This is a genomic window from Bradyrhizobium sp. USDA 4341 (assembly GCF_054063755.1).
In genome coordinates this window covers 117947-142528 of sequence record NZ_JBSSGO010000002.1, presented here as the reverse complement: position 1 = coordinate 142528, position 24582 = coordinate 117947, and the positions used below count along the sequence as shown (strand labels likewise).

The 24582-nt window shown below is 64.7% G+C and carries 34 protein-coding genes; 17 read left to right on the top strand and 17 right to left on the bottom strand.

The genetic code is table 11. The features are described 5' to 3' along the window. Window positions 1–39 precede the first annotated feature (39 nt). Window positions 40–777 carry an ROK family protein gene (locus ACVIGB_RS06445; RefSeq protein ID WP_456723342.1) on the bottom strand — a complete coding sequence of 246 codons (738 nt, stop codon included), beginning with the start codon at window positions 775–777 and terminating at the stop codon, window positions 40–42. Between the two features lie 461 nt (window positions 778–1238). Next, complete coding sequence (locus tag ACVIGB_RS06440) at window positions 1239–2177, bottom strand: LysR family transcriptional regulator (protein ID WP_456723343.1); 939 nt, start codon at window positions 2175–2177, stop codon at window positions 1239–1241. 103 nt (window positions 2178–2280) lie between these two features. On the opposite strand from ACVIGB_RS06440, the gene ACVIGB_RS06435 reads away from it, so the two are divergent. After that, window positions 2281–3081 carry an alpha/beta fold hydrolase gene (locus ACVIGB_RS06435; RefSeq protein WP_456723344.1) on the top strand — a complete coding sequence of 267 codons (801 nt, stop codon included), beginning with the start codon at window positions 2281–2283 and terminating at the stop codon, window positions 3079–3081. A 168-nt stretch (window positions 3082–3249) separates the two neighbouring features. Here ACVIGB_RS06435 and ACVIGB_RS06430 read toward each other — a convergent pair whose 3' ends face one another. Continuing rightward, window positions 3250–3918, bottom strand: coding sequence for an FMN-binding negative transcriptional regulator (locus ACVIGB_RS06430; protein ID WP_456723345.1), 669 nt, complete (start codon window positions 3916–3918; stop codon window positions 3250–3252). A gap of 85 nt (window positions 3919–4003) precedes the next feature. Then, complete coding sequence (locus ACVIGB_RS06425; RefSeq protein WP_456723346.1) at window positions 4004–4246, bottom strand: hypothetical protein; 243 nt, start codon at window positions 4244–4246, stop codon at window positions 4004–4006. Between the two features lie 682 nt (window positions 4247–4928). Between ACVIGB_RS06425 and ACVIGB_RS06420 the strand changes: the two genes are divergently transcribed. The 7 genes from ACVIGB_RS06420 (at window position 4929) to ACVIGB_RS06390 (ending at window position 8072) form a co-directional block, all read left to right on the top strand. Next, window positions 4929–5102, top strand: coding sequence for a hypothetical protein (locus tag ACVIGB_RS06420; RefSeq protein ID WP_016840760.1), 174 nt, complete (start codon window positions 4929–4931; stop codon window positions 5100–5102). A gap of 10 nt (window positions 5103–5112) precedes the next feature. After that, the gene (gene pdxY, locus ACVIGB_RS06415) at window positions 5113–5970 is read left to right on the top strand and encodes a pyridoxal kinase PdxY (RefSeq protein WP_456723347.1); all 858 of its coding nucleotides are present in this window, start codon (window positions 5113–5115) and stop codon (window positions 5968–5970) included. Between the two features lie 17 nt (window positions 5971–5987). After that, window positions 5988–6614: a LysE family translocator gene (locus tag ACVIGB_RS06410; RefSeq protein WP_456723348.1), complete on the top strand. Its 627-nt coding sequence runs from the start codon at window positions 5988–5990 to the stop codon at window positions 6612–6614. Continuing rightward, complete coding sequence (locus ACVIGB_RS06405) at window positions 6614–6958, top strand: tRNA-binding protein (RefSeq protein WP_456723349.1); 345 nt, start codon at window positions 6614–6616, stop codon at window positions 6956–6958. The genes ACVIGB_RS06410 and ACVIGB_RS06405 overlap by 1 nt, the downstream gene beginning before the upstream one ends. Before the next feature lie 141 nt (window positions 6959–7099). Then, window positions 7100–7330 carry a DUF6894 family protein gene (locus tag ACVIGB_RS06400; RefSeq protein ID WP_456723350.1) on the top strand — a complete coding sequence of 77 codons (231 nt, stop codon included), beginning with the start codon at window positions 7100–7102 and terminating at the stop codon, window positions 7328–7330. Between the two features lie 9 nt (window positions 7331–7339). After that, the gene (locus ACVIGB_RS06395; protein WP_171947550.1) at window positions 7340–7513 is read left to right on the top strand and encodes a hypothetical protein; all 174 of its coding nucleotides are present in this window, start codon (window positions 7340–7342) and stop codon (window positions 7511–7513) included. Window positions 7514–7835: 322 nt separating this feature from the next. Further along, window positions 7836–8072 carry a hypothetical protein gene (locus ACVIGB_RS06390; RefSeq protein WP_092113629.1) on the top strand — a complete coding sequence of 79 codons (237 nt, stop codon included), beginning with the start codon at window positions 7836–7838 and terminating at the stop codon, window positions 8070–8072. A gap of 115 nt (window positions 8073–8187) precedes the next feature. Here the strand turns inward: ACVIGB_RS06390 and ACVIGB_RS06385 are convergent, their stop codons facing one another. Next, window positions 8188–8709: a DUF1993 domain-containing protein gene (locus ACVIGB_RS06385; RefSeq protein WP_092113627.1), complete on the bottom strand. Its 522-nt coding sequence runs from the start codon at window positions 8707–8709 to the stop codon at window positions 8188–8190. A gap of 153 nt (window positions 8710–8862) precedes the next feature. Further along, complete coding sequence (locus ACVIGB_RS06380) at window positions 8863–9048, bottom strand: hypothetical protein (protein WP_092125583.1); 186 nt, start codon at window positions 9046–9048, stop codon at window positions 8863–8865. Window positions 9049–9238: 190 nt separating this feature from the next. Between ACVIGB_RS06380 and ACVIGB_RS06375 the strand changes: the two genes are divergently transcribed. Then, a complete protein-coding gene (locus ACVIGB_RS06375) occupies window positions 9239–9967 on the top strand; it encodes a class I SAM-dependent methyltransferase (RefSeq protein WP_456723351.1) in 729 nt (242 codons plus the stop codon). A gap of 60 nt (window positions 9968–10027) precedes the next feature. Here the strand turns inward: ACVIGB_RS06375 and ACVIGB_RS06370 are convergent, their stop codons facing one another. Further along, complete coding sequence (locus ACVIGB_RS06370; protein ID WP_456723352.1) at window positions 10028–10234, bottom strand: hypothetical protein; 207 nt, start codon at window positions 10232–10234, stop codon at window positions 10028–10030. A gap of 383 nt (window positions 10235–10617) precedes the next feature. Then, window positions 10618–11199, bottom strand: a complete 582-nt coding sequence (locus ACVIGB_RS06365) for a septal ring lytic transglycosylase RlpA family protein (protein ID WP_456723353.1) — start codon at window positions 11197–11199, stop codon at window positions 10618–10620. Between the two features lie 377 nt (window positions 11200–11576). On the opposite strand from ACVIGB_RS06365, the gene ACVIGB_RS06360 reads away from it, so the two are divergent. Further along, complete coding sequence (locus tag ACVIGB_RS06360; RefSeq protein ID WP_456723354.1) at window positions 11577–12650, top strand: hypothetical protein; 1074 nt, start codon at window positions 11577–11579, stop codon at window positions 12648–12650. 79 nt (window positions 12651–12729) lie between these two features. On the opposite strand, the gene ACVIGB_RS06355 is transcribed toward ACVIGB_RS06360, so the two are convergent. Continuing rightward, entirely contained in the window at window positions 12730–13359 is a 630-nt protein-coding gene (locus ACVIGB_RS06355) for a L,D-transpeptidase (protein ID WP_245452982.1), read from the bottom strand. A 176-nt stretch (window positions 13360–13535) separates the two neighbouring features. On the opposite strand from ACVIGB_RS06355, the gene ACVIGB_RS06350 reads away from it, so the two are divergent. Beyond that, window positions 13536–13919, top strand: coding sequence for a hypothetical protein (locus ACVIGB_RS06350; protein ID WP_456723355.1), 384 nt, complete (start codon window positions 13536–13538; stop codon window positions 13917–13919). A 10-nt stretch (window positions 13920–13929) separates the two neighbouring features. Here the strand turns inward: ACVIGB_RS06350 and ACVIGB_RS06345 are convergent, their stop codons facing one another. Next, on the bottom strand, window positions 13930–14712 hold the full coding sequence (locus tag ACVIGB_RS06345; RefSeq protein WP_456723356.1) for an SDR family NAD(P)-dependent oxidoreductase: 783 nt from the start codon (window positions 14710–14712) through the stop codon (window positions 13930–13932). A 33-nt stretch (window positions 14713–14745) separates the two neighbouring features. Beyond that, window positions 14746–15336 carry an NADPH-dependent FMN reductase gene (locus ACVIGB_RS06340; protein ID WP_456723357.1) on the bottom strand — a complete coding sequence of 197 codons (591 nt, stop codon included), beginning with the start codon at window positions 15334–15336 and terminating at the stop codon, window positions 14746–14748. A gap of 179 nt (window positions 15337–15515) precedes the next feature. Here ACVIGB_RS06340 and ACVIGB_RS06335 point away from each other — a divergent pair, with 179 nt between their 5' ends. Together ACVIGB_RS06335 and ACVIGB_RS06330 are read left to right on the top strand one after the other, a co-directional pair. Then, window positions 15516–15770, top strand: coding sequence for a hypothetical protein (locus ACVIGB_RS06335; protein ID WP_456723358.1), 255 nt, complete (start codon window positions 15516–15518; stop codon window positions 15768–15770). A 170-nt stretch (window positions 15771–15940) separates the two neighbouring features. Continuing rightward, window positions 15941–18022 (top strand): methyl-accepting chemotaxis protein, encoded by a 2082-nt coding sequence (locus ACVIGB_RS06330; protein ID WP_456723359.1) that lies wholly within the window; start codon window positions 15941–15943, stop codon window positions 18020–18022. Window positions 18023–18156: 134 nt separating this feature from the next. Here ACVIGB_RS06330 and ACVIGB_RS06325 read toward each other — a convergent pair whose 3' ends face one another. Both ACVIGB_RS06325 and ACVIGB_RS06320 read right to left on the bottom strand, forming a co-directional pair. Continuing rightward, window positions 18157–19320 (bottom strand): acyl-CoA dehydrogenase family protein, encoded by a 1164-nt coding sequence (locus ACVIGB_RS06325; RefSeq protein WP_456723360.1) that lies wholly within the window; start codon window positions 19318–19320, stop codon window positions 18157–18159. Window positions 19321–19603: 283 nt separating this feature from the next. Continuing rightward, window positions 19604–20281 carry a nitroreductase gene (locus tag ACVIGB_RS06320; protein WP_456723361.1) on the bottom strand — a complete coding sequence of 226 codons (678 nt, stop codon included), beginning with the start codon at window positions 20279–20281 and terminating at the stop codon, window positions 19604–19606. 150 nt (window positions 20282–20431) lie between these two features. On the opposite strand from ACVIGB_RS06320, the gene ACVIGB_RS06315 reads away from it, so the two are divergent. Then, a complete protein-coding gene (locus ACVIGB_RS06315; protein WP_092113602.1) occupies window positions 20432–20680 on the top strand; it encodes a hypothetical protein in 249 nt (82 codons plus the stop codon). A gap of 104 nt (window positions 20681–20784) precedes the next feature. Here the strand turns inward: ACVIGB_RS06315 and ACVIGB_RS06310 are convergent, their stop codons facing one another. The 3 genes from ACVIGB_RS06310 to ACVIGB_RS06300 form a co-directional block, all read right to left on the bottom strand. Next, window positions 20785–21030, bottom strand: a complete 246-nt coding sequence (locus ACVIGB_RS06310; protein WP_171947549.1) for a PilZ domain-containing protein — start codon at window positions 21028–21030, stop codon at window positions 20785–20787. A gap of 70 nt (window positions 21031–21100) precedes the next feature. Next, window positions 21101–21847: a helix-turn-helix domain-containing protein gene (locus ACVIGB_RS06305; RefSeq protein ID WP_456723362.1), complete on the bottom strand. Its 747-nt coding sequence runs from the start codon at window positions 21845–21847 to the stop codon at window positions 21101–21103. A gap of 184 nt (window positions 21848–22031) precedes the next feature. Next, window positions 22032–22394: a hypothetical protein gene (locus ACVIGB_RS06300; protein WP_456723363.1), complete on the bottom strand. Its 363-nt coding sequence runs from the start codon at window positions 22392–22394 to the stop codon at window positions 22032–22034. On the opposite strand from ACVIGB_RS06300, the gene ACVIGB_RS06295 reads away from it, so the two are divergent. From ACVIGB_RS06295 to ACVIGB_RS06285, 3 genes are read left to right on the top strand one after another with little or no spacing between them, the layout of a single operon-like run. Then, window positions 22384–23097 carry a DUF2336 domain-containing protein gene (locus ACVIGB_RS06295; protein WP_456723364.1) on the top strand — a complete coding sequence of 238 codons (714 nt, stop codon included), beginning with the start codon at window positions 22384–22386 and terminating at the stop codon, window positions 23095–23097. The genes ACVIGB_RS06300 and ACVIGB_RS06295 overlap by 11 nt on opposite strands. 8 nt (window positions 23098–23105) lie before the next feature. Next, window positions 23106–23441 (top strand): PilZ domain-containing protein, encoded by a 336-nt coding sequence (locus ACVIGB_RS06290; RefSeq protein ID WP_456723365.1) that lies wholly within the window; start codon window positions 23106–23108, stop codon window positions 23439–23441. A gap of 4 nt (window positions 23442–23445) precedes the next feature. Beyond that, entirely contained in the window at window positions 23446–23643 is a 198-nt protein-coding gene (locus ACVIGB_RS06285) for a hypothetical protein (protein ID WP_456723366.1), read from the top strand. Between the two features lie 24 nt (window positions 23644–23667). On the opposite strand, the gene ACVIGB_RS06280 is transcribed toward ACVIGB_RS06285, so the two are convergent. Beyond that, window positions 23668–24543: an MBL fold metallo-hydrolase gene (locus ACVIGB_RS06280; protein ID WP_456723367.1), complete on the bottom strand. Its 876-nt coding sequence runs from the start codon at window positions 24541–24543 to the stop codon at window positions 23668–23670. Window positions 24544–24582 lie beyond the last annotated feature (39 nt).

Genomic DNA, 24582 nt, shown 5'->3' with positions numbered 1-24582 from the left:
AACTTCGGCAGTTGCGGCAATTTGGTGGCAGTTCCAGTTTCACCGACGCGCGCTGCGCGACTTGCGCGTTGCCTTCTTCCACATCCGGAATCCGCCCTCGAACGCGTTGGCGTTGTCGCCGAACCTCACTTTGGCCGGCGGGTTGTCGATCTTGTCGGCATTGCCGCCGCCGAGCACAACGTAATCGGGCTCCAGCGCTGCCGACAGCCGCGCGATGACATCGTCGACGCTCCTGCGCCATTTCTTCCGGCCGCGCCGCTCGAGGCCGGCGGCGCCGACATAATCCTCGAACGTCTCGTCCCTGTGGTAAGGCAAATGACCGAGCTCCATCGGCTCGTAAACCCCCTCCACGATCATCGCCGAGCCAAGCCCGGTGCCGAGGCCGAGAAACAGCATCCGCCCGCCCTGATAGCTGCCGATCGCCTGCATCAGCGCATCGTTGACGACCTTGACCGGCCGGCCGAACGCGCTGTGAAAATCAAAGCCGGCCCAGCCGCGGCCGAGATTGTGCGGCTCCGTCAGTGGACGGTTGTGCACCACTGGTCCGGGATAGCCGATCGAGATCACGTCATAGGACCAGTCCCTGGTCAGCGCCTTGACCTGCCGCACCATCTCGGTGGCGGACAGCGTTGGACCTGACTCGAATTCGCGCTTGATGCGCTCCTTGTCGGTCATGACCTTCACATGCGTGCCACCGATGTCGATCGCCAGCACCGTCCGGCGCGACGCGGGCTTTTTCGTCTTCCTGGCTGTCGTCTTGCTTGTCTTCTTGGCCATCGGTGCGATCTCTCTTGTGGGCACCGAGTGGAGCAGAGAAACGCATCGCGCGCCACAGCTCCGTTCTGCATCTGACTCCAGTTTGTTCGCGAGGAACGAATCGGAATCGAGAAAATCGGCACGGCTCAAGCATTAACAAGACGTGTGCGCTCGACGTGTCCGAGCAGTTGATGTTGTACCGAGATGGGATAATTGCTCCCGGCACGGAATATCTCCGCGCATTTCGGGCGCCTTGCGTTCGATCGTTTCACCGATCAAGCAACGGCTCGCATCAGAGCCACGTTCCCCATCCGACTCCAGTTTGTTCGCGAGGAACGAATCGGAATCGAAAAATCAGCGCAAAGCAATTCTTAACAACGCGTTTGCATAACTTGCCGCGGATGCATTTCGTACGGCGGATCAGCGCAAGCATAATCCGACATCTCTCGATAACGTCGTGCCGACACGTTACGGCCCGCGCATCATCGGCGACGCTTCGCGCGGAGCCGTTTGCTGCCCCGCGCTGCGCGCGACGCGAGCCGCCACTCTTCGAGATGAAGCCAAAGTGCTTCCGCGACCGGCCCGTGCGCATGCTGCCGATGGCGGATCGCCGCCAGATGTTCCTCACGGCCCGGAAAATTCGGTCCCGCGATGCTGATCAGTCGGCCATCCCTGAGCTCATCCTCGATCAGCCACGCCGGCAGATGGCCCCAGGCGAGACGGTGCAGGATCAGCTCCTTCTTCATCATCTGATCCGGCACGGTACAGCGATGGGCGCCGTCGATCAGGAAGAAGCTTTCCGACGACGATCGCCGCGCCGTGTCACGGATCACGCACTGCGTGAATGGGCGCATCTGCTCCGGCGTGATCCGCTTCGTCCAGGCGAATGGCAGAAACCCGGGCGCGACAACCGGCACCATGGCCGTGGTTGAGAGTTCGATTCGTTCGAAGCGCGGATCGGACGGGTCCGCGCGATGAAACACGAGGTCGGCGTTATCATCGATCAAGCGCTCGAGCGGTCCCCCAACCGCCTCATACTCCAGGTTCAAGCGCGTGTTGGGATACTTGGCAAAGAACCCCGAGAGCATTTGCAAGACGGGCGGCCGCGGGCAGAGGTCACCGATGACGACACGCAGGACAACCTCTTCCCCGCTGACAAGCTGGTCCGCGTAGGTCTGCAGCAGATCGAGTTCGCGCAGCGTCAGCCGCGCGCGCTCGTGGAACGTCCGCCCTGCATCCGTCAGCCCGACGCGGTATCCGCTGCGGTCGAACAGCGTGAGGCCGAGCTGCTGTTCGAGGCGGGCGACCGCCGCGAACACTGACGGGTGCGAGCGGTTCAGGGCGGCGCCCGCAGCCTGAAAGCTTCCCCTGGCCGCGACCGCGTCGAAGCAGCGCAAGTCGTGGAGCTTGATCCGGTCCATTGTCCATAAATCCTACATAGATTGATCGATCTTAGTAATTTTATCTGCCGAGCGCGAGTCCTAGCCTGGCCGCGGGCTTCCTCCAGCAGAAGGGACTGACGAAATGAGCGGCGATCGACACTTCACGACCGGGGACGGCTGCCGGATTGCGTACCGTATCGACGGTTCCGATGATCGGCCGGTGCTCGCGCTGTCGAACTCGATCGCCACCAACCTGCACATGTGGGACCGCTCAGTGCCGGCCCTCGGCCGGTCGTTTCGCCTGCTCCGCTACGACACCCGCGGTCACGGCGGTTCAGACGCGCCCGTGGGCGCCTATTCGATGGATCGGCTCGGCCGCGACGTGGTCGAACTGCTCGACGCCCTCGGGATCGATCGCGCACATTTCCTCGGCCTGTCGCTCGGCGGGTTCATCGGGCAGTGGCTTAGTATCTTCGCGCCTGAACGCATCGATCGCCTGATCCTCTCGAACACCGCGTCCTATCTTGCGTCAGAGCTGCCGTTCGACGACCAGATCCGCGCCGTGCTGGCCGCGAGCAACGTGGACGGAATCGCTGAGGGCTTCATGCGCAACTGGTTTCCCGCGACGATGCTGGCTGCGCCCAACGAGATTGTCGACGAATTCCGCGGCATGGTGCTCACCACCCCGCCGCGCGGCCTCGCCGGCTGTTACGCCGCACTGCGCGATGTCGATCTTCGCAGGGTCGTCTCGCTGATCGCGGCGCCGACCTTGGTCATCGGCGGTGACAGCGACACCGTCACGCGGGCCAATCACAGCGAGGCAATCGCGGCGACGATCCCCGATGCAAGGCTCGTTCTGCTGCCCGGCGTTCACATCCTCAATGTCGAACAAGCGGATCGATTCAACAGTGAGGTCGCGAATTTTCTGCGGTCCGCACCGTAAGCGTTCTCGATACGACTCCATTTTGTTCGCAAAGAACGAATCGGAATCGGGCAAATCGGGGCGACGCAAATCTTAACAACGCGTTTGCAGTGTCGACGCCAATCGACTTTGTAGGGCGGATTAGCGCAAGCGTAATCCGCCATCGGTCCGCAACACCGGAGCGGCGGGTTACGCTTCGCTAACCCGCCCTACGCATCGTCCAGCCTCATATTCAAGCTCCGGCCGCAGCGCGCGCATCTTCTCCGCAAGCCTGTGGCTTGAGGTCTCCTCCGCATGCGCGAGCCGGTTGACGAGCGCGACGTAGTCCGCATCGCTCTTGTGCTGATTGAGCTTCGACTGGCCCTCGATCTCGTCGACGACGATATCGATCACCCTGATCCCCGCCAGCATCTGATCGCGCTTGCCGGGCTCCATCTGCGTGAGGTCCCAGGGCTGCTTCGGCAGCCGCGCCTCGGAGACCGCGAGCAGCGCGTCGCCGTGGCCGCGGTTCTCCCCGTGATCGCGCAGATGCGCAACGCCGGACAAATGTACCGCCTCGTAGAGCCAGGTGGAGACGTTATCGCGCGAGACGTACCAGTCGTTCGAGATGTAGGCGTCGTCGCCGGAGACGATCAATAGGAAACGCCTGATACCGTCGGCAAGTTCGACCAACGGGTTCTTCGCGGTGAGATGGACCTGCACGATCACGCGATCGTCGCGCCGCGCGATCACGAACGGCACATGAGATGCCCGCGGGCCGCGCGCATCGGCGGCGACGATGGCGCCGAAGCCGCGCGCCGCCGCAAAGGCCAGCGCGTGGTCGTCCTCGATACGGAATTGGGGACGGAGGATGTGCATGGCGGCGGCGCTCGCGGCTGGAGGGAGACGACCCAGCGAAGCTAGCGCAACTTTTGCCGGAGATCACCGCCATGCACAGTCCGGCTCAGCAGATCATGGCATTGTCGCCGTGATCGCAGACGCCGCCCGGCTGATCCCGGGGCAGCGTTTCGAACTCGCCGAAGCGCGGCACGGCCATGCGCGGCGGTCCGCCGCCCCAGCGGCCGGCGGCCGCGGCATGTCCCTTTACGAAGGCGGATGGGCCGGCCGGGACTTCGCGCGCCATGACCGATGTCGTCAGCATGCCGAGGGCGAGCAAGCCCGCGGCGACGTGTTTGATCGTGGTCATCGAGCGTCTCCTGCTGGATTCAGCAGGATGGGATCATGTCGCCGGCCTGCTGAAGCGTTTTCACTGAAACCATGACGGGCGGCGCGCCCCGATTATTCCGCGACGACGCAGCGAATTTGCCTGTGCTGCGGCTCGGTTCGACACATTCGATTGATCGGAGCGTGACCGCCGGGACTGGAGGCCCGAGCGGCCGCAACCAGTCTGCCTGCGCGCAAGTCAAATCCGGTTGCGACAGCTGCGACAAAACAACCCGACGGGCAAATCAGCAAACGCGTCAAGCCCACTATGAGAAAATATTCCGCTTGGCGTTTGCGCCGGCTTTCCCTGCGCCCTCTGTTCGAGAGATGGCGAAACGCAAGACTCGGGCAAATCGTGTCGCGAGAGTGCGGAATTGTGAGTCACAAGCAGCGCAACCCACTCGATGTCGTCCTGGCGAAAGCCAGGACCCATTACCCCAAATGAGAATTGTTGCGCGATGCTGGGCCGCGATCCCGTCTGTCATCACTGGCGCCTCTGGAATACTGGATCACCCGCATGCGCGGGTGATGACACCGAACTATTTGACGTTCGAATGCGAACCTTACCCCGTCATCGCCGCGCAAAGCCACGATGCGCCGTTGAATTGGCCGCAACGGACAGGCTACGCTGTCGCCAATCACGCCCTCTCGCTGGAAGGATCACCATGAACGGCAATCGATATTACGGCGTTCGCGTCGAGGGCGCGAAATACGGCGTGGGGTTCGGCTCGGCGCTGGCGATTGCGATCTCGTACACCAAGAACCATTCGATCCTGTGGGCGATCATCCACGGTATCCTGGGCTGGCTCTACGTGATCTACGCCGCGCTGTTCGGGTGATGCGGACGACATGACCGTCATCTCGATCCAGTCACAGGTCGCCTGGGGCCATGTCGGCAACAGCGCGGCGACCTTTCCGATCCAGCTGCACGGCATCGACGTCGTCGCCGTGCCGACCACGCTGCTGAGCAACCGGCCGGGCTATCCGACGATCCGCGGACGGGTGCTCGATGTGCAGCTGGTCGCCGACCTCCTGCGCGGCATCGAGGAGCGCAGCGCGATCGAAAGCGCCCGGATGATCCTGTCGGGCTATCTCGGCTCGGCCGACATCGCGATTGAGGTCGCCGACTTCGTCGCCCGCGCGAAAGCGGAAAACCCGGCCCTGCTCTATTGCTGCGATCCCGTGCTCGGCGATCGCGACCGCGGCATGTTCGTGCGATCGGACATCCCGCCGCTGGTGCGCGACCAGCTCGGTCCGCTGGCCGACATCATCACGCCCAACCATTTCGAGTTTGAATTCCTCTGCGGCGCGCGCGTGACGACGACCGATGACGTCATCGCGCAGGCTCGCATGCTGATGGCGCGGGGGCCTGCGACCATCGTCGTCACCAGCGCCGAGCTTGCCGGCACGCCCGACAGTGAGATCGAGACGCTGGCGATCGAGCACACGGGAGCGTGGCGCGTGCGTACCCCGCGCTTGCCGATCAGCCCGTCCGGCACCGGGGACCTGTTCGCCGCGCTGTTCGTCGCCGCCCGCGTGCGTGGCCTGGCGACACCTGAGGCGCTCAGCCATGCCGCCTCAGGCATCCACGGCGTGCTGGTGCGCACGGCGGAGCAAGCAACCGAGGAAATGCGCATTGTCGAAAGCGCCGAGCTGATGCTTGATCCGAAGCCGCGCTTCGCGGCGGTCGCCATCCCTGCATCCTGACATCCGGAACACGTTTCATGATCGACATCACCACCCTCCTCACCTACGCCGCCGTCGTGCTCGGCCTGTTCCTGATCCCGGGACCAGCCGTGCTGCTCGTGCTCGCGCGTTCAGTCACCGGCGGGCCGCGCGTCGGCGTCGCGACCGGGTTCGGCATCGCGCTCGGCGACCTCGTCCACACCGCCATGGCGACGTTCGGCCTCTCGGCCGTGCTGATGACCTCGGCGCTCGCGTTCTCGATCGTCAAATATGCCGGCGTGATCTACCTGATCGTGCTCGGTGTCCGCGCCTTGTTCGAGAAGAATGACGACCTGCATTTGCCGGCGGCCCAGCCGGTCGATCCGCGGCGCGCGTTCCGGCAGGCGATCTGGGCAGAGATGCTCAACCCGAAGACCGCGCTGTTCTTCCTCGCCTTCCTGCCGCAGTTCGTCCATCCCGGCCACGGCTCCGCCGTCGCGCAGTTCGCGACCCTCGGCCTGATCTTCGTCGTGATGAGCGCGGCCTACACCTCGCTGCTCGCGCTCGCCGCCGGTCAGATCAGCCCGTGGATCCGGCGGCATCGCCGCATCGGGCAGTGGCAGGGCCGCGTGGTCGGCACGATCTACATCGCGCTCGGCATCCGCCTCGCCTTTCAGGAGCGCTGATGTCTCCGCTCAAGCCGCAGGCCACATATGACGACTTCGCCCGCCTCGACATCAGGATCGGCAAGGTGGTCGAGGTGCAGCCGTTTCCGCGCGCCCGCAACCCGTCCCTGAAGGTCGGCGTCGATGTCGGCGCCGGGCGGATCATGTGGTCGAGCGCGCAGATCACGAATTACGAGCCTGCGGCGCTGATCGGCTCGCTCGTGGTGTGCGTTTGCAATCTCGGGCCGAAGAACATTGCCGGTTTCACCTCGGAACTGCTGATCCTGGGCGCCAAGGATGCCGGCGGCCAGGTGATCGCGCTCGGTCCGCGCAGCGAGGTTGCGGTTGGCGAGCCGATCTTCTGACGGCCCGACCCGATCACGGCCGCGTGATTCAAATCGTCTGGATTCCCCGTAGTTTACCGATGGGGGATCACCCGGATTCTAAGTGCCCGCGCGCGCTGCTATTCCAGCGCACAAGAATCGCTTCGGCATGGGAATCGGAAGATGTCTGCAGTTTACTTTCACTGCTCCGACGACAAGCACGTCATCCTGGATCGCATCGGCGCCGCGATGGATTTTTCGGAGGTGCGGGTGCATGCGGAGCAGCTGGCGCGCAGCTTTGTCATGACACCGAGTGTGGAGGACTGGCGCAACTGGGCGGTTCACGTCACCGACGATATCGGGACCGAGATCTTCGAGCTGCCGTTCACCGCCGTCCTCGGCCAATTGCACTGAGGGCATGCCATGAATTCGATGGAACTCGCCCTGCAGCCCGTGCGGCGCCACCTCACCCGCCTCGCTCAGCGCTGCGTCGCGCTGATCGAGGGCGTCATCCACCCCTATCGCCCCGAGCTGTATTACATGCGCGGGCCGGGCCCGAAATGCCGCGCCAGGCGGCAGGCCGGGTTGCGCGACTAGTCCGAGGGCTTGAGCGACGAGAAAAGGCCGATGGGCGTTACGCCACCGGCCTTCTCCTGCGGCTGCCGGTTCCCGGAGTCCGGTTCCGCCGCAATTCCACCTGGTCCCAAGCTTGCGACGACAGTTTTAATCAAATCTTAACGGCATGGCGCTGAGCTGGATGACAGGACTCCTTCGCCGTGCTGCGCGTCTAGTCGTTCATCGTGCGTGGCGCGTCGCACATCGCTTTTGCGCCGATCGCCCGACGATTGTGCGCGATGCATCTTAGGGAATGCACGACTCAGTGTTACCCTGTGATGCAAACCGAAACGGAGAACTTCGGATGCCGTACTACACCTTCGATCTCGTGGTGGGGGACGAGTTCCGGAATCAAGGAACGATCATCCTCGAAGACATCAGCCTTGCCTCCGATCGCGCCGATCAGCTCGCCAACGAGCTGTCGCAGGTCAAGCCGGAGTTGAAGGCACGCGGCTGCGCCGTGCGCGTCACTGACATCGACCGGCGAGAACTCTACCGGACGCCGCTCGACCCCGTGCCGCACTGGCGCAGGGCCGGCTAGCGCCGGCAGGCTTCGGACTCTGTTGACCGCGCCCGTCCGCGCGCGGTCTTGATCTTGCTGCGTGCGGGGCGGCCGGTGTTGCCGCCTCGGCAAGACCAGTCGGCGCGTGGTCCGATCACTTCTTCATGTTCAACCGGCCGATGAAGTCACGTTTGCCAAGCGGTGCACCCTTGTGGCGGAGGATGTCGTAGGCGGTGGTCGAGTGGAAGAAGAAGTTCGGCAGCGAGAACGACATCAGGAATCCCTCGGCCGTGAACGGCATCGACCGCTCGCCGAGCTTGAACATCACTTCGCGGCCGAGCAACGCATTGACCGCGTCCGGCGTCAGCGCCGACAATTCGCCAAGCGCGTCCTTCACCAGCGCCTGCAGTGCGGCGTAGTCCAGATCGGGCTTGCCGGACGGCGGGACGAACACGCCGCTCTTCGCGGCTTCCATCGCGCCGCGGGAATGATGCGCGAGCGAGACCACCTGAAAGCGGAACGGCAACATGTCCGGAAACAACCGGGTCTCGACGATCTCGGCCGGATCGATGCCGTTCTGCTTGAAATGCGCAAGGCTCTTGTCGAGAAAGCCCGAGGTGGCGCCGAGGATCTGCAGATAGTTGGCAACGGTCGCGTCGTAGAGCGAAAAGGTCATGGCGAATTCCCCCAGATAGAAAATTTGTCTGATGCTTGCCGGAACAGAGTTCCCGGAATTTCCGGCGAAGGCAAGCGGCCGTGGGGATTCGCAAGTCGAATGGTCCAGCGCCCAGCGCCGGATCATTCGATCGGGCATCGCGGCGTCTGACCGTCAGCTCTGATGCGGTCCGCGCATCATCTTCATGGCGTCCTCGATATGGCGCCACTCGCGGGCCTCTTCGGTCTCGCCCTTGCTCTCGCAGGCGATCGCGTTCTGCGCCGCCTCGGCAATCGCCTGCAGGCCGTGCTTCTCCAGCATCTGCCGCGCGATGGTGTGGATCTGCATCTCGGCTATCATGGCGCTCTCCTCGGCTGTCTGACGCCGCAGGGACAGGCGTGACCGCGCGTCCCGCGGACTGACTTCAAAACGGCCGAACGCCGCGTCTGGTTCCAGCATCCTGGCCGGCGCGATGGAATCAACGGTTTCCACGCGCTGCGGCGGCGGATACAGAGAGGCGGACCCCGCTCCTTCCCGAGTTGCCGTGACCATGGCGCAGAACATCTACGACGATCCCGGCTTCTTCGCCGGCTACAGCCAGTTGCCGCGGCAGGTCCGCGGGCTGCTCGGCGCGCCCGAATGGCCCGCGATCCGCGCCATGCTGCCTGACATCGCCGGCAAGCGCGTGGTCGATCTCGGCTGCGGCTTCGGCTGGATGTCGCGCTGGATGCGCGAGCAAGGCGCCTCGGGCGTGCTCGGCGTCGACCTCTCGCAGAACATGATCGCGCGCGCCACGGCGATGACGCAGGATCCGGCTATCACCTACGAGATCGCCGACCTCGAAACGCTGGAGCTGCCGAAGGCCTCCTTCGACCTCGCCTACAGCGCCCTCACCTTCCACTACATCAGGGACTTCGATCGCCTGGCGCGGATGCTGTATCGCACGCTCGTCCCGGACGGGCATCTGGTCTTCACCATCGAGCATCCGATCTACATGGCGGCCGCCCATCCCGACTGGGGACAGGATCAGGACGGCCGCAAGACCTGGCCGGTCAACCGCTACTTCATCGAAGGCGAACGCCGGACCGACTGGTATGTGAAAGGCGTGCTGAAATATCACCGCACCGTCGGCACCACGCTCAATGCGTTGATCGGCGCCGGCTTCACGCTTCGCCATGTCGAGGAATTTTCCCCGACGCGGGAGCAGATCAAGGCTGTGCCCGAACTGGCCGACGAACTGGAACGGCCGATGATGATGCTGGTGTCAGCGCAGCGCTAGCGCATGATCCGGAAAAGTGTGAAGCGGTTTTCCGGAAAGATCATGCGCAAACAGAGAACATCACGCTGCGAGCAGCTTGTCGAATTCCTCGGGCGGGTATGATTTTCCGTCCTTGTCGGTGATCACCACCTGCCATCCCTCGCTCGCCCAGACCTTGGCCTTGGCGATGATGATGAAGGTGCTCTCCCGCTCGATCCTGACCGTTTCGTTCTCGCGTTCTGCGATCATCTTGTAGGCCAATGCTTGTCCCTCGCCGACATAGTCCATTCGGCGGTGTGTTGGCAGCGACGTTGGGCCGCAATTCGCCGGGAGCATGACAATTTGGTGGAAGCGCTAGCGCCGGATGCGGCAGAGCGCAACGTGCGGTCGCGGCTAGCTCAACTTGCCCATCAAGGTCGGCATGTCCAGCATGTGCCGGATCTTGCCGCAGATGGCTCAGGCCAAAGAAAAACCCCGCCTCGGTGGGACGCCAAGGCGGGGAAGGTTCGTTGGGTTGAAATCCACGCGCCTGGAAAAGGAGAGCGCGAGAAGTAGCGGCATCAATTCTAATTGTTGCCAGCACTCGGACAACAGGATTAAAGCGCGCGCAACGCCGGGACTTTTTCCCGATCCGTCCGGCAAAAAATCCCGAACCTGACTTGCGACGCCGCTCACTGCACCACGTCGAGCCGGACATTCGCGACGCCCTTGCCGATCATGCCGAGCGACTGTGCGGCGGAATACGAGACGTCGACGATGCGCCCGGGAACGTAGGGCCCGCGGTCATTGACACGCACGGTGACCGAGCGACCGGTCTTGACGTCGGTGACGCGCAGCTTGGTGCCGAACGGCAATGTCGGATGCGCGGCGGTCAGTTCGTGCGCGTTGAACTTCTCGCCGCTCGCGGTCTCCTGCCCTTCGCTGTAGAAGCTTGCGACGCCCTGCGACGCAATCCTGGTCTCGCCGCCTTTGCGTGAGGCGTACGGCGTGTGCTTGCGCGCGGTTGCGACATGTGCGCGCGTCGCCGATGACGCAGCCCGCGCCGGCTCGGCCGATGCTGGCCGGCTCGCGAGCGCCTGCGAGCGCTGGCTGACGACGGAGGACTGCGCACAGGCCGCAAGCGACGCGGCGCCGATCACGATGGCGCAGAGCCGCAGCGGCTTTCGCGCACGAGCCAATGCAATTGCGGGCGCAACACCGCGCGCGCTGCGTTTGACGTCGACGTACGAAATGACTGCATCGTCGCGTGACATGTTGCATCCCCAACTCGCGCCCCAGCCCAAGCCGAAAATCCAACACCCGCATGGCCGAATCCAATCGGGGCGGAACGGTGGCGGAACGCGGTCGGACGGCCGCAGGCGACCCGATTTCCCCTCGGGTGTGGTGGATGCGCCACACAACCAGGGAGGTTCAGCCGGAAATGCGTCCCGGAGCTCTCCGCGCGCGTCCAAGGATGCCTAGCGTCCTCGGCTCCCAGCGTCGGTTCCCGAAACTCCCCAACCTCTCCACCCTCTCGCCTTGCTTTGGTCAAACCGGACTGGAGTCGTGGGGCCAGGGCCAGGGGTCGATACAGAGCTCAAATTGCCGGCCGCCCATTTGCGGTTGACCTTGGACTGAAACGGGGACCGCCATGCAATCGACACTGAAAGACGCAGATCCGCACGATATTTTCGCGATCGAACCTAGCTTCACTGCAACCCGCCCGGACAATGCCGCCGCCGCGCCGGCACCCGCCGCCAAGGGCGCGGCGGGGCAACGCGAGCCCTGGTTCGGCCCGAGCCTCGCCCCCTCTTCCACGCCACAGGTCGCGCCCGCCGCCACGGTCACCTCGGTGCCACCGGTGACGCCGATACCAGTGACGGCGCCGCCGGCCGCGCCGGAGTACAGCGCCGCAAGCCATGACGGCAGGCTGGACGACATCAGACTGGAGCGAGCGCCGCGTGCGACCAATAAGTGGGCGATCCGCGCCTTCTGGTTCGTGTTCGCGATCGCCGGCGCCATGGGCACCGCGGCGTGGCAACACTACGGGCATCGCGTCAAGCAGGTGGTGGCGGAGTACGTGCCCCAGGTCGAGGCCCTGACGTCGCTGCTGCCAGGCAAGGCCACTCCCGCTGCCGACCAGGCGAGCCCGCCCGCACAGGCGGCTGCCGCCGATCAGCCGGCTGAGGCTGCTCCGGCGGCTGCGCCACAGGAGGTCGCTGCAGCGCAGCCAGTGGCGGCCGCAGCACCCGCTGCCGCGGCGGCGCCGGTTGCCCCGGCGACACCAGCTGACCAAACGCAGTTGTTGCAATCGATGGCGCGCGATCTCGCGTCGATGGGACAGCAGATCGAGCAGCTCAAGACCAGCATCGATCAGCTGAAGGCGAGCCAGGATCAGTTGACGCAGCGGGTCGCAAGGACGACCGAGACCAGGGCCGTCGAACCACGGCCGGTCGCGCCGCGCCCGCGTGCCGCGATCACGCCGCCGCCGATGGCTCCACGTACGGCTGTTGCTTCACCGCCGGTGCGCCGGTCGTACCCGCCGAACCAGGCCTACCCGCCGACCCAGGCCTACATCCCACCGGCATCAGCGGCACCGCTACCGGCGCCCGTTGCAGCCGCACCGCAGGCTGTCGCGCCGCGGCCAGTGCAATCGCAGCCGTCCTCTGTTGTCGATGCTGATGATAACGGCCCCGTGGTTCGGCCGCCGATGCCGTTGCGCTGACGACCTGCCAACGCGTGCAAACGAAAGGGCACCGATCGCGCTGAGGCGATCGGTGCCCTTTTTGTATCTCAGATGCGAATTAGGCGCTCTGTCCCGGCGGCAGCACGACCACGGTCGCGCCCGGCTTGACGTGCTGGTAGAGATCGATGACGTCGGCGTTGTTCATGCGGATACAGCCCGACGAGATCGCCTGCCCGATATATTCGGGCTGGTTGGTGCCGTGGATGCGATACAGCGTGTCCTTGTTGCCCTGGTAGAGGTAGATGCCCCGGGCACCGAGCGGATTGGCCGGTCCGCCGGCGACACGCGCCGGATACGGCCCGAGCCGCTCCTGGATATCCTTGGTCGGAACCCAGTCCGGCCATTCGGCGAGCCGGCCCACGGTGGCGACGCCGGAGAACGCCATCGCCTCTTCGCCGACGGCGACGCCGTAACGGATCGCCTTGCCGCCGGGCAGCACGTAATAAAGGTAGCGCGCGTCGGTATCGACCAGGATCGAACCCGGCTGCTCCTTCCGCGTGTAATCGACAATGTGGCGCTGGAACTGATCCGGAATCTTGGCGTCCGCATAGGGCGGATGCGCCAGCAATTGCCGATCGCGCGGCGTCATCGCGGCATCCGTCACCGGCGACAGCGTCGCCTGCATGCAGCCGCCAAGTGCGAGCGAACCCATCAGCACCGCAGCAAGCCCCAACTTCGACACGATCATTCTCCCCTGCGTCAAGTTGTGGCACTTGCTGCCGAAATCGTGCTGAAATCGTGGCAGCGCAGATTGGAACACGGCTGTTTGATCGGTTCCTTCGGCAAGTGTGTCCTTCCGGTTGCAGTCGGTTCCCGCGGACGCTAGCCTTGCGGCAAAATGTCTAAAACATCGGGAGGAATTCGATGCGTTACGCTCTGCTGATCGCCGGCCTGATTGTCGCGGCAACACCGGCCCACGCCGATCCGCGCGCGGCCTATGTCACGATGGTGTTGCAGGCCTTTGCAGCCAAGGTCGAGTGCCCCGGCACCGATCTCGTCTATCAGGACCTCGTGCAGCGCGCGCAGGACATGCACCTGCCCGACGGCACCACCGAACAGGTGCGCAAGGCGATCGCCTTCATGCACACCGGCGGCAAGATGGGCGAGAAGCAGGCCGACGACCTGATGACCGAAGTCGCGATCGCAACCCAGAGCACCGACCTCGACCAGCGCCGCGCCGGCAGCATGACGACCTGGTGCCAAGACCAGAAGACACGGCTGGCGGGCTACATCCGGACGAAGGAGTAAATTTCGATTCTCAATCCAGCTCCGGCGGCGCGAACCAATTGGTCAGCGACAGGCCGCCGTCGACCACGATCGATGCGCCGGTGACGTAGCCGGAGAGCTTGTGCGACAGCACGGCGAGCGCCATCGGCGCGAGATCGTCCGCCTGGCCAAGCCGCCCGAGCGGAATGTGCTTGGCCAGCGCGGGATCGGCGACGAAGCCGCCGGCCGCGATCGCACCGGGCACCAGCGCATTGACGCGGATGCCGTAGCGGCCCCAGCTCTTGGCCAGTTCCTTCACCAGCATCGCCATGCCGGCCTTCGCGGTCGAGTAATGCGGCAGGTTGCGCGGCGTGCCCGCGTGCAGCGAGGTGAGCAGCAGGAACGAGCCAGGCCGCTTCGCCGCGATCAGCTTGCGCGCCAGTTCGCGCGACAGATGAAAACCGGCGTCGAGATTAACCGCGTGCATCTGCCGCCAGGTCTCTTCGTCGACCGCCATCGCATGATCGGCCTCGCGGCGCGGCGGCGAGGCGCTGTGGACGAAATGCGTCACCTGCCCGACCGTGGCTTGCGCATGTGCCAGCAGCGCGTTGCACGCCGCACGTTGCGCGAGATCGCCGACCCAGGGCACGGCAAGTTCGGGATGTGCGGCGGCCTTGATGGCGACCAATACCTTGTCCTCATGCAGGTCGGCGAACACCGTGCGCACGCCTTCGCCGACCAGGGCCTGCGCGACCGCGCGGCCGATGCCGTTGCCGGCGCCGGTCACCAAGGCCGCCTCGCGCGCGGGATCGAAGGGCGATGTGAAGAGGCTCATGATGCCTGTCTCCAAGGACGTGCAGACCTGCGCTCAGTATGGCGGCGCCTTGCGCGCCCGCTGTGCCTTGGCGGCTTCGATCCACCAAATGAAGTCGTCGGCAAAGCGTGGAAAGGTGCGTTCGAGCGACTTGCCGCCCTCGCCGATCGGCTTGCCTTCGGCGGACAGGGTCTGCGCGATCGGCCCTGCGCTGATCGTGCTCGACACCACCACCATTCCCATCTCCGACAAAGTGCCATGCCAGGCGGTCGCGGCGCGCGCACCCGCGAAACGCCCGGCCGAGTAGCTCGCGATCGCCGCCGGACGCCAGAACCATTCCTCGAGGAAATGATCGGTCAGGTTCTTCAGCCCGGGCTGGATGCCCCAGTTGTATTCGCCGGTGACGAACAGGAAACCGTCGGCGTCGCGGATCTTTCCGGCGAGCGTTTCGAGCACGGCCGGCGCCTGGCCCTTGGGATGTTCCTTGTACATCCGGTCGAGCATCGGCAGGCCGACCTCCTTGGCGTCGATCAACTCGACATCGTTGCCGCGCGCACGAAGGCCGTCGACGACGAAGTGCGCCAGGCGGATGCCCATGCGATCCGAACGATAAGAGCCATAGAGAACGAGAATGCGGTGGGTCATGATGGCGCGATCCTACCACGGCGCTGCGACAGCCGTCCTGCGGCTGGCGTGCAGACGTTAACGGCATTTCCGGCGCGTTTTCCCGGCATTAAGCAATTCGTCGCAGGTCCCCCGCCGTGGCCAAAAATTGCCAGATTTGTTTTCTGGATATGCGTTCGCTTCGAGAAGGAGAACCCGACATGCGGATCGCAAAGCTGGTCTTCGCAGGCTCGCTCGCGGCCATCGCTGCCATTGCCACGCCGGCGCTGGCGAAGAGTGCCGAGCGGCAGAAAGCCGACGAGAAAGCCGCCACCACCACCAATTCGACCGGCTGCCAGGCCTACCAACAGGCCGCCGACGGCACCTGGAACCAGCTTCCCTGCGGCGAAGCGGGCACCGGCGGCGCGACCCAGCACCGCGCCGCGACCAAGGGCGCTGACGACGACGAGCACTGACCGACCGGCACGCCATGCCGCCACACGTGGCCGAGCGACCCGGCGCGCTCGACTTTCGGACAATACGAATGTGCGGGACCGCCACGGCTCCCGCATCATAAACCCTAGCTTAATGCGCACCCGGTACGGTTGAGGCCTTCCCTCTTTCGTCAAGAAATGGCGCGCATCCCATGAAAATCGGTACTCTCCTGACGGCCGCGATCGTCTCTTTGTCCGCGGTCGGCGGTGGCCTGGCGGCCTATGTCGCGGCGACCAAGTACCAGACCATGGACAAGGTTTCGACCGCGCAGAGCCGGCTCGAAATCGTCCGCGCCGTCGGCGATATCCCGCGCTACATGAACCCCGAGCGTGGCTACGCCACCAACCTGCTGCTCGCAGGTGGCACGATCGATCCGAAGCAGATCGCCGAACTCGACCGCCAGCGTCAGCTGACCGACGGCGCGCTGGCCAAGGTCAACCAGGTGCGCGCCACCCTGCCGGGATCGCTCGACGACGGCGAGGCCGTCGCGCGCGAGATCGACGCACTGAAGATGAAGTTTGCCGGGCTGCGCGACGCCATCGCGACTGCAATCTCAGGACCAGCCGATGCCCGCCGCGCGGCCGCCGGCAAGATCGTCGCCGACAATTCCGTGTTCAACGCCGGTGTCACCACGCTGCTCGACGAGCAGGTACGCCGCCTCGCCGGCCTCGACGGCAATGCCTATCGCCAGGCCAGCTACGCCAACGTTGCCTGGATGCTGCGCGACACCGGCGGCCTCAATGCCAGCCTGCACAAGGCCCTGGTCGGCGCCAAGCGCGTCGCGACCGATCAGGAGAAGCTGGAACTCTACCGCTCGACCGGCCGCACCGAGCAGATCCTCTCGACGCTGCAGGAATTGCGCAACAATCCGGCGACGCCCGTCAACGTCATGACGGCGCTCGGCAAGATGCAGGCCGACTATGTCGAGCGCTTCGGCAAGGCGCTGAAGCTTGCCAAGGAAGGCGCAGTGACCGGCAAGTATGAGCTGGATCTCGACACCTACTATCCGGAATCGCAGATCGGCCTCGCCGCCATCATCACCGTGCGCGACGCGTTCTACGAGAATGCCGAGCAAGTGCTTGCGAGCGCTTATTCGTCGGCGCGCTTCAGCTTCGTGATCGCATTGATCGGGCTGCTCGCGGTCGTTGCGGTAAGTGCCGGCCTCATCGTCGTGGTCCGCCGCCGCATCCTCAACCCGATCGCCGCCCTCACCGGCCGGATGTCGCGCCTCGCCGCGGGCGACGTCGCCGAGGCGATCCCGGGCGCCGCGCGCAACGACGAGATCGGCGCGATGGCCGCTGCCGTCCAGGTGTTCAAGGACAACAGGATCGAAGCGGATCGCCTCGCGAGCGAGAAGGAAGCCGAGAACGACGTCAAGATGCGCCGCGCCCGCGTGCTCGACGATCTGACCCGCGCCTTCGAAGCCAAGGTCACCGAACTCGTCGGCGGCCTGTCCGCGGCGTCCTCGGTGATGGAAGACACCGCGCAATCGATGTCCGCCACCGCGGCCGCCACCAACCGCCAGGCCGCGGTCGTCGCGGCGGCGTCGGATCAGACCTCGACCAATGTGCAGACGGTGGCGAGCGCGACCGAGGAACTGACCTCCTCGATCTCCGAGATCGCCCGCCAGGTCGCGACCTCGACCGAGATCGCCGCGCGCGCCGTCGACCATGCAAGGCGCACCGGCGACACCGCGCGCTCGCTGGCCGAAGGCGCCCAGAAGATCGGCGACGTCGTGACGCTGATCCAGAGCATCGCGGCGCAGACCAACCTGCTCGCGCTCAACGCCACCATCGAGGCGGCCCGCGCCGGCGAGGCCGGCCGCGGCTTTGCCGTCGTCGCCTCCGAAGTGAAGTCGCTGGCCGGCCAGACCGCGAAGGCGACCACGGAGATTTCCGAGCAGATCACCGCGATCCAGACCGCAAGTGACGAGACCGTGACCGCGATCCGGAGCGTCGTCGACGTCATCACCGAAATCGACCAGATCGGCACTGCGATTGCCGCCGCGATCGAGGAACAGGGCTCGGCGACCAAGGAGATCTCGCGCAGCGTCCAGGAAGCCGCGCGCGGCACCCAGGAGGTCAACTCCAACATCTCCGGCGTGCAGCGCGCCGCCGACGACACCGGCGCGGCGGCAACCCAGGTGTTGGGCGCCGCCGAGCAGCTCTCGACGCAGTCCAAGGACCTCGCCGGCCAGGTCAACCGCTTCCTCTCCGACGTACGGGCGGCGTAGTCGCGAATCCGTAGGATGGGTAGAGCGCAGCGAAACCCATCGCTTCGCTGCGAGTGTTGATGGGTTTCGCTTCGCTCTACCCATCCTACGTTCGTCATGACGTGATCGAACGGTAACGTGGTTCACTCCACGTGCTAGCCGCCGCGCAGGCCGAGCACCCGGCGGGCGATCGCCTGGCGATGGACTTCGCTCGGGCCTTCGTACACCCGCATCAGGCGGGCCTTCTGCCAGAGCGCGTTCAGCGGCAATTCCAGTGTCACGCCGAGCGCGCCGAGCGTCTGCATGGCGTGGTCGCAGGCGTCATACGCCATCTCGGTTGCGAACACCTTGATCATCGACGCTTCGTGGCGGATGTCCTCGCCACGATCAGTCTTGTCGGCGGCCTCGCGCACCATCAGCCGGCAGGCATGCATGCGCGTGGAGATGTCGGCGATCCACCACTGGATCGCCTGGCGCTCGGCGAGCTTGACGCCGAACGTCTCGCGCTGGTTGGCGTGCTCGCACATCATGTCGAGCGCGCGCTTGGTGATGCCGACGCAGGTCGATCCCATCTCGAGCCGCCGCGTGCGCAGGCGCAGCTGCATCGGCGCATAGCCCTTGCCGACCTCGCCCAGCACGGAGTCCTTCGCGATGCGGCAGTCCTCGAACACGATCTCATAGGTCGAGCCGCCGCCGACCATCGGGATCTCGCGCTCGATGATGAAGCCCGCCGTGCCCTTCTCGACGATGAAGGAGGTGATGCCGCCCTGACGCTGGTCGTTGCCGACGCGCGCCATCACGATGATGAAGTCGGCGGGGCGCGCATTGCTGATCCAGATCTTGCGGCCGTTCAGCACCCACTGCTCGCCATCGAGCACCGCGCGCGTCTTCATGCCCGCGGGATCACCGCCGGCGCCGGGCTCGGAGATCGCGATCGCCGACGCCATCCGGCCCTCGATATAGGGCTGCAGATATTTCTTCTTCTGCGCGTCGGTGCCGACCGCCTGCAGCATGCGCAGGTTCGGCGAATCCGGCGGCAGCACGAACGGAACGCAGCTGCGGCCGAGCTCTTCATGCACCGCGGCCATCGTGCGCGTCGGCAAATCGTGGCCGCCGAGCTCCTCGGGCGCGTCGAGGCCCCAGAGGCCGAGCTCCTTGGAGACATCGCGCAGCCGCTTGCGCTGCTCTGCGGTGAGCTCGGGGTGATCGCTGCCGGGCAATTTCGATTTCAGATATTGAGGCTCGAGCGGGATCAGTTCGCGATCGACGAATCTCGCGACGGTCTCGCGGATCATGGCTGTCTGTTCGTCATCGCTCATCTGAGATTCCTCGCCTGTGCTGTTTCGCTTCACAAAACCAGTAGCGCATTTTTTGTCGGCACAAATAGCGGAAACGCGCGCACGCGCTCACGCTCGCGCGAGGGTTTCATGGAGCGGAATTCAATATCCCGCGGTGCGGTCAGCGCGTGCGCCATTGCGCCGGCCGACCGGGCGCGTCGAGCAATCGATCACGCAGCACGAGGTGATTGGCTGCCAGCAGGCGATCGACGATCGGTGCTCAGATCGCCGATGCTGCCGCGGCTCAGCAATGGTCACAGCCTCCCTACTCGGCAAAGCCGACATAGCGGACAAAATCGCTGTTGGCCTCGCGGTCCGACCGCACCGCGTTGGCGGCAAAACTGTCGTCGGGATAGCCCATCGCGACGCAGGTCATGATCACCTGGTCTTCCGGGATATTGGCGACGTCGCGCACGATGTCGGAGCGCATGATGCCCTGGCCGTTGATCACGCTGCCGAGGCCGCGATCCCAGGCTGCCAGGACGATGCCGTAGCAGAGCGCGCCGAGGTCGAAATGGCACACCGCGCCGGGATCGAGGATCCGGTCGTAAGCCAGCACCAGCGAGACCGGGGCGTCGAACTGGCGGAAGCCGCGCAGCACCCAATCCTGCCGCATCGGCTTGTCGTCGCGGGCAATCCCCATGGCCCCGAACAGCTTCTTGGCGATGTCGACCTGGCGGCCGCGGTGCACGCCCTGGTACTCGCCATGGCTGACGATGTCGCGCTTGGCCTTGGCGCCGGCGATCATCTCCTCCATGTTGCGGCGGCGCACTTCTTCCAGCGGCGCCCCGGTCAGGACATGGATGTGCCAGGGCTGGGTGTTCATCGAGGACGGCGCGCGCTTGGCCACTTCGATGATCTCCTCGACGGTCGCCCGGGACACCGGCTGCTTCTTGAACCCGCGCACGCTTTTGCGTGTCTGTACCAGCGTCTCGAATTCCATTCCGCGTTTCCCCCATTTTGTTCCGCGCTGCACACGGAATTTTCTCACGGCTATCCGGGTATTTTATAGACAAATTCGGCTGTGGGAACTTGATCGGGCCAAGAATCCGATATCCAATCCGGCCACTGGTTTGGTTTAGGGAGAACCCAGATGAAGCGGATTTTCTTGGCGGCCGTGATCGCGACCTTTGCCGCCGGTTCGGCATTTGCACAGGACGCCTCCTGCGAGACGAAGGCCGTCGGCAAGGACGGCAAGCCGCTGGCCGGCGCGGCCAAGACCTCGTTCATGAAGAAGTGCACGATGGATACCTGCGAGACCAAGGCCGTGGGCTCCGACGGCAAGAAACTCGCCGGCGCGGCCAAGAACTCGTTCATGAAGAAGTGCCAGAGCGGCGCCTGAGCCCCTCGCCGGCGCTTATTTAGCCCCCCTCAATCGGGACAGACTTCATCGGGACTCAATCGGGTCGCGCAGGGCGCGGCCCGAACCGCTGTTGATCGGCGTCCTCAGAACGAGACGCCGACCCGGACGCCCTTGCTCCAGACCCGCCGGCAACGCTTCCGGGTGTTGCCGTGAAACATCTCGAAACGCTCGGGCAACTGGACCGGCTTGGAGAATTCCAGGCAGGCCCCGCCGGCGGAATAATCCACCAGCCGGCATTCGATCAGGGGCGCCTTCGGTTCGAGCTGGAGCTTGACCACGCTGGATACACATCCTGTCGGTCGAACACGCGCAAATCGTCGGGGATGCATCAGCCCGCCTCTGGTGGAATCGTACCAACAGATTCCTCGGCGGCCGTTAAGATTCCGTTCAGGCGAATTGTTACGAATCGTGTCTACCGCCAGACGGATCGGCGGGCGCGACGCCAGTGCGGCGCGAGGCCGCCAGCGTCTCCGATGGCGCTTCCCCGAACTGCGACCGGTAGCTCCGCGAAAAATCGCTGAGGTGCCAGAACCCGTAGGCCAGCGCACAGGCCTTGACGCTGGGCGCGCCGGCGAGCAGTTGCTGGCGCACCAGCCAGAGCCGGCGCAGCCGCAGATAGCGATGCAGGCTGATGCCCCGATAGCGCTGGATCGCGTCATGCAGCGTGCGCACCGACACGCCGATCTGCCGGGCGAGTTCGCCGCTGTAGATCGGGTGAGCCACGTCGCCGGCCAGAATGGCGCGCGCGTCGTTGAAGACCTTGAACTGGCGCGTCGTGTTGGCCCGCGTCGCCCACTTGGCCGGCACGATCTCGGCGAACGCGTTGTCGATCGCGGCGAGCAGCGTCTCCTTGATCGACGCGCCCGTCGCGAACTCCGCAATCGTGACCTGATCCGACGTGACGAGCAGAACCTGCCTCACCACCTCGCGCAGCCGATCCTGCGCGCGTTGAGAGATCTCGTGAATGCTGAAATGGAGCCCGGCACTCGGCCAGCCGCGGTCGACAATCTCGGGCGTGAACATCATCGAGACATATTGGCGGGGCGTCTGCTCCACGGAGGTGTAGAACGCGCCGCCGCCGCCGAGCACGATCACTGCACGATCGCGCTCGACGCCGTTGAACCGCATCGGAACGCCGTCATCCATCGTGAAGCCGACCGCGGTGGTCTGCCGCGCAAGCTGCGCGTCGACGATCCGCGGAAAGGACTGCGTGTAATTGAGCTCGCATCCCGGCAAACTCAGGATGACCTGCTCGGCCGAAATCTTCCGTGCAAGTGGCGTGAAATCAACATCCAGATCTCGGATCGAACTCCGGAATGCATCAACATCGTCAAAACGAAAGACTCTCGGCACCAGCAATGGCGCCGTCAAATGACTGCTCCTGTGAAATGATCTCTAAAATTCGCACGCGGCGCCGCGCACAGCGCGCCGGCCGCATTGATAAATTCCGTGCACAAAATACGAATCGTCCAATGAGCTCAATCAGCAAAAATGCGGTCCGCTCGTCGAACCCGACAATCTGGCAAAACCGCGCTGCTGCCGAATTTCGATAGTGTTTGCCGGGATATCCACCGTCGGGATCAGCCTCCGCATCAATTTCTATACCCCTATTAAAGATTCGGGGAGCAGATTGACGCTGGGAACGATGCTGTTCCCCGTCGCGGAACATTTTAGGGACCGCAATGACAGCCATTGCCTCGCCCGATCTTATTGCCAAGCTCGACGATGTCTTGAGAGCCGGTTCCCCCGACCTCCGCACGCGCATGCTGCAGGAGGTGGCCGGGCTGTTTCTCGACGACGCTCACCGCCTCAGCGAGCACCAGGTCGGGCTGTTCGACGACATCCTGATCCGTCTGACCGAGAGCGTCGAGCTGCGCACCCTGACCACGCTCAGTCGCTCGCTCGCCGACTTGCACCTGGTGCCGCGGGAGCTCGCACGTCGCCTGGCCAACCATGACGATGCCGATGTCGCCGCGCCGATCCTGCGAAACTGCGCGTGCATTCCGGACGCCGATCTGATCGACATTGCCTGGATGCGGGCCGAGGGACATCTCTGCGCCATCGCAGGACGCAAGGCCGTCAACCAGGAGCTCACGGACATTCTGCTGATGCGCGGCGACAGCAATGTGCTTCGCGCTCTCGCAGGCAATCCCGGCGCGGACATGACCAGCGCAGGCCTTGCCATGATGGTCGATGCCGCCGAGCGTGACGGGGACATCGCAGCCGCGTTGGTCTCGCGCAAGGACCTGCCTCACCACGTTCTTGCCGACCTCGTCGTGCGATCCACGCCGCGCCAGCAGGCCCGGCTGTTCAGGATCGCACGCCCCGAGTTCCAGCACGCGATCCGCGCCGCCATCGATGCCGGTCTCGCTGCGAAACCCCTTCAGGCAGTGTGAGTGGCGCAATGGCGTATGGTGACCGCAGGGCGGAGCGCGTCAAGCTTGAGACGCGCCATCCCGTCAATCTCATGGGGGTCGACGGCACGTGGCGGCGGAGCTGCATCCTGCTCGACGTCTCGCAAAGCGGTGCCCGGCTCGAGGTCGACGGAACGCTTGATGTGCTGAAGGCCCAGGAGTTCTTCCTGGTCTTGTCCTCGCGCGGACTGGCGTTCCGCCGCTGCGAGCTGGTTCGTGTCGACGGCACCGAGATCGGCGTACGATTCATCGAAGAACGAAAGCGAAAGGGACGCGCCGTCATTCCGAGATCAGGATTGGCGGCAACCGGCCCGAGGGGAAGTTGACGACATGACCATGCAGAGAGCAACAAGCATCGCGGTATCGGCGGTCTCCGCCGCACCATTGCGCGGCACCATCGCAATCGAGTGCGCTGGCACCATCGCGACGTTCGAGATCGACGAAGAGCTCGCCCATCGCCTGTGCAGCGATCTCGAACGGTTTCTGACCCAGGTTCCGCGCCAGACCAGCGCGGCGCGGTCCGGCTGACCTTGCGTCGAACGCCCGCGCCGCCTACTCGCGCTTGAAACGATAGTCGAAGCGGTCGCCGTCCGCCTTGATCAGGCCGACGGTAGGCGCCGGAAAATGGATCGGCAGGATCAGCGTGCCGGTCCCGGCAACGGAGGCAAAGAACTTTCGCCGCGAGACCGCCGATTGCTTCGGGTCCCAATCCGGCTTTGCCGACCAGTCCGGTTCGCGGCACTGGATCGCGTGGTGCATCAGATCGCCGGCGACCACCGCGCGCTGCCCCTTCGAGAAGATGTTGACGCAGCAATGGCAGGGCGAATGGCCCGGCGTCGGCGTCAGCGTGACGGTGTCGTCGAGCGCGTAATCGTCGTCGACCAGGAGCGCCTGCCCGGCTTCGACGATCGGCAGGCAATTGTCGCGAAACACCGTGCCGGGCGGATTGGCGCCCTTGGCGTTCTCGGCCTCCCAGGCGGCATACTCGCCCTTGTGGAAGACGTATTTCGCGTTCGGGAAGGTCGGCACCCAGCGGCCGTCGCGCAGCGTGGTGTTCCAGCCGGTGTGATCGATATGCAGATGGGTGCAAAACACGTAGTCGATCTGCTCATAGGAGATGCCGAGCGCGAACAGCTCGTTGCGCCAGCGCTCCTTGCCCGGGAAGTCGAACGGCGGCGGGTGTCCCTTGTCCTCGCCGGTGCAGGTGTCGACCAGGATAGTGTAGCGCGGCGTCCGCACCACGAAGGTCTGATAGGTGATCAACATCATGCCGCGCGCGGCATCGAAGACTTCCGGCTCCATCGTCTTCAAATGATGCTTGAACACGGCGTCGTCATAGGTCGGGAAGAAATCCTGCGGCCGCCGCCACGGCCCCTCGCGCTCGATCACCGCGTCGATCGTGATATCGCCGATCCTGATCTGCTTCATGCCGCTTCGCTCCCGCTATTTTTTGAGAAGCGTAGCGGG

What these genes read in the sequence shown, in the direction of transcription:
- ACVIGB_RS06445 (WP_456723342.1), bottom strand. Translation starts at nt 777, where the DNA reads ATGGCCAAGAAGACAAGCAAGACGACAGCCAGGAAGACGAAAAAGCCC.
- ACVIGB_RS06440 (WP_456723343.1), bottom strand. Translation starts at nt 2,177, where the DNA reads ATGGACCGGATCAAGCTCCACGACTTGCGCTGCTTCGACGCGGTCGCG.
- ACVIGB_RS06435 (WP_456723344.1), top strand. Translation starts at nt 2,281, where the DNA reads ATGAGCGGCGATCGACACTTCACGACCGGGGACGGCTGCCGGATTGCG.
- ACVIGB_RS06430 (WP_456723345.1), bottom strand. Translation starts at nt 3,918, where the DNA reads ATGCACATCCTCCGTCCCCAATTCCGTATCGAGGACGACCACGCGCTG.
- ACVIGB_RS06425 (WP_456723346.1), bottom strand. Translation starts at nt 4,246, where the DNA reads ATGACCACGATCAAACACGTCGCCGCGGGCTTGCTCGCCCTCGGCATG.
- ACVIGB_RS06420 (WP_016840760.1), top strand. Translation starts at nt 4,929, where the DNA reads ATGAACGGCAATCGATATTACGGCGTTCGCGTCGAGGGCGCGAAATAC.
- pdxY (WP_456723347.1), top strand. Translation starts at nt 5,113, where the DNA reads ATGACCGTCATCTCGATCCAGTCACAGGTCGCCTGGGGCCATGTCGGC.
- ACVIGB_RS06410 (WP_456723348.1), top strand. Translation starts at nt 5,988, where the DNA reads ATGATCGACATCACCACCCTCCTCACCTACGCCGCCGTCGTGCTCGGC.
- ACVIGB_RS06405 (WP_456723349.1), top strand. Translation starts at nt 6,614, where the DNA reads ATGTCTCCGCTCAAGCCGCAGGCCACATATGACGACTTCGCCCGCCTC.
- ACVIGB_RS06400 (WP_456723350.1), top strand. Translation starts at nt 7,100, where the DNA reads ATGTCTGCAGTTTACTTTCACTGCTCCGACGACAAGCACGTCATCCTG.
- ACVIGB_RS06395 (WP_171947550.1), top strand. Translation starts at nt 7,340, where the DNA reads ATGAATTCGATGGAACTCGCCCTGCAGCCCGTGCGGCGCCACCTCACC.
- ACVIGB_RS06390 (WP_092113629.1), top strand. Translation starts at nt 7,836, where the DNA reads ATGCCGTACTACACCTTCGATCTCGTGGTGGGGGACGAGTTCCGGAAT.
- ACVIGB_RS06385 (WP_092113627.1), bottom strand. Translation starts at nt 8,709, where the DNA reads ATGACCTTTTCGCTCTACGACGCGACCGTTGCCAACTATCTGCAGATC.
- ACVIGB_RS06380 (WP_092125583.1), bottom strand. Translation starts at nt 9,048, where the DNA reads ATGATAGCCGAGATGCAGATCCACACCATCGCGCGGCAGATGCTGGAG.
- ACVIGB_RS06375 (WP_456723351.1), top strand. Translation starts at nt 9,239, where the DNA reads ATGGCGCAGAACATCTACGACGATCCCGGCTTCTTCGCCGGCTACAGC.
- ACVIGB_RS06370 (WP_456723352.1), bottom strand. Translation starts at nt 10,234, where the DNA reads ATGGACTATGTCGGCGAGGGACAAGCATTGGCCTACAAGATGATCGCA.
- ACVIGB_RS06365 (WP_456723353.1), bottom strand. Translation starts at nt 11,199, where the DNA reads ATGTCACGCGACGATGCAGTCATTTCGTACGTCGACGTCAAACGCAGC.
- ACVIGB_RS06360 (WP_456723354.1), top strand. Translation starts at nt 11,577, where the DNA reads ATGCAATCGACACTGAAAGACGCAGATCCGCACGATATTTTCGCGATC.
- ACVIGB_RS06355 (WP_245452982.1), bottom strand. Translation starts at nt 13,359, where the DNA reads ATGATCGTGTCGAAGTTGGGGCTTGCTGCGGTGCTGATGGGTTCGCTC.
- ACVIGB_RS06350 (WP_456723355.1), top strand. Translation starts at nt 13,536, where the DNA reads ATGCGTTACGCTCTGCTGATCGCCGGCCTGATTGTCGCGGCAACACCG.
- ACVIGB_RS06345 (WP_456723356.1), bottom strand. Translation starts at nt 14,712, where the DNA reads ATGAGCCTCTTCACATCGCCCTTCGATCCCGCGCGCGAGGCGGCCTTG.
- ACVIGB_RS06340 (WP_456723357.1), bottom strand. Translation starts at nt 15,336, where the DNA reads ATGACCCACCGCATTCTCGTTCTCTATGGCTCTTATCGTTCGGATCGC.
- ACVIGB_RS06335 (WP_456723358.1), top strand. Translation starts at nt 15,516, where the DNA reads ATGCGGATCGCAAAGCTGGTCTTCGCAGGCTCGCTCGCGGCCATCGCT.
- ACVIGB_RS06330 (WP_456723359.1), top strand. Translation starts at nt 15,941, where the DNA reads ATGAAAATCGGTACTCTCCTGACGGCCGCGATCGTCTCTTTGTCCGCG.
- ACVIGB_RS06325 (WP_456723360.1), bottom strand. Translation starts at nt 19,320, where the DNA reads ATGAGCGATGACGAACAGACAGCCATGATCCGCGAGACCGTCGCGAGA.
- ACVIGB_RS06320 (WP_456723361.1), bottom strand. Translation starts at nt 20,281, where the DNA reads ATGGAATTCGAGACGCTGGTACAGACACGCAAAAGCGTGCGCGGGTTC.
- ACVIGB_RS06315 (WP_092113602.1), top strand. Translation starts at nt 20,432, where the DNA reads ATGAAGCGGATTTTCTTGGCGGCCGTGATCGCGACCTTTGCCGCCGGT.
- ACVIGB_RS06310 (WP_171947549.1), bottom strand. Translation starts at nt 21,030, where the DNA reads ATGCATCCCCGACGATTTGCGCGTGTTCGACCGACAGGATGTGTATCC.
- ACVIGB_RS06305 (WP_456723362.1), bottom strand. Translation starts at nt 21,847, where the DNA reads ATGGATGACGGCGTTCCGATGCGGTTCAACGGCGTCGAGCGCGATCGT.
- ACVIGB_RS06295 (WP_456723364.1), top strand. Translation starts at nt 22,384, where the DNA reads ATGACAGCCATTGCCTCGCCCGATCTTATTGCCAAGCTCGACGATGTC.
- ACVIGB_RS06300 (WP_456723363.1), bottom strand. Translation starts at nt 22,394, where the DNA reads ATGGCTGTCATTGCGGTCCCTAAAATGTTCCGCGACGGGGAACAGCAT.
- ACVIGB_RS06290 (WP_456723365.1), top strand. Translation starts at nt 23,106, where the DNA reads ATGGCGTATGGTGACCGCAGGGCGGAGCGCGTCAAGCTTGAGACGCGC.
- ACVIGB_RS06285 (WP_456723366.1), top strand. Translation starts at nt 23,446, where the DNA reads ATGACCATGCAGAGAGCAACAAGCATCGCGGTATCGGCGGTCTCCGCC.
- ACVIGB_RS06280 (WP_456723367.1), bottom strand. Translation starts at nt 24,543, where the DNA reads ATGAAGCAGATCAGGATCGGCGATATCACGATCGACGCGGTGATCGAG.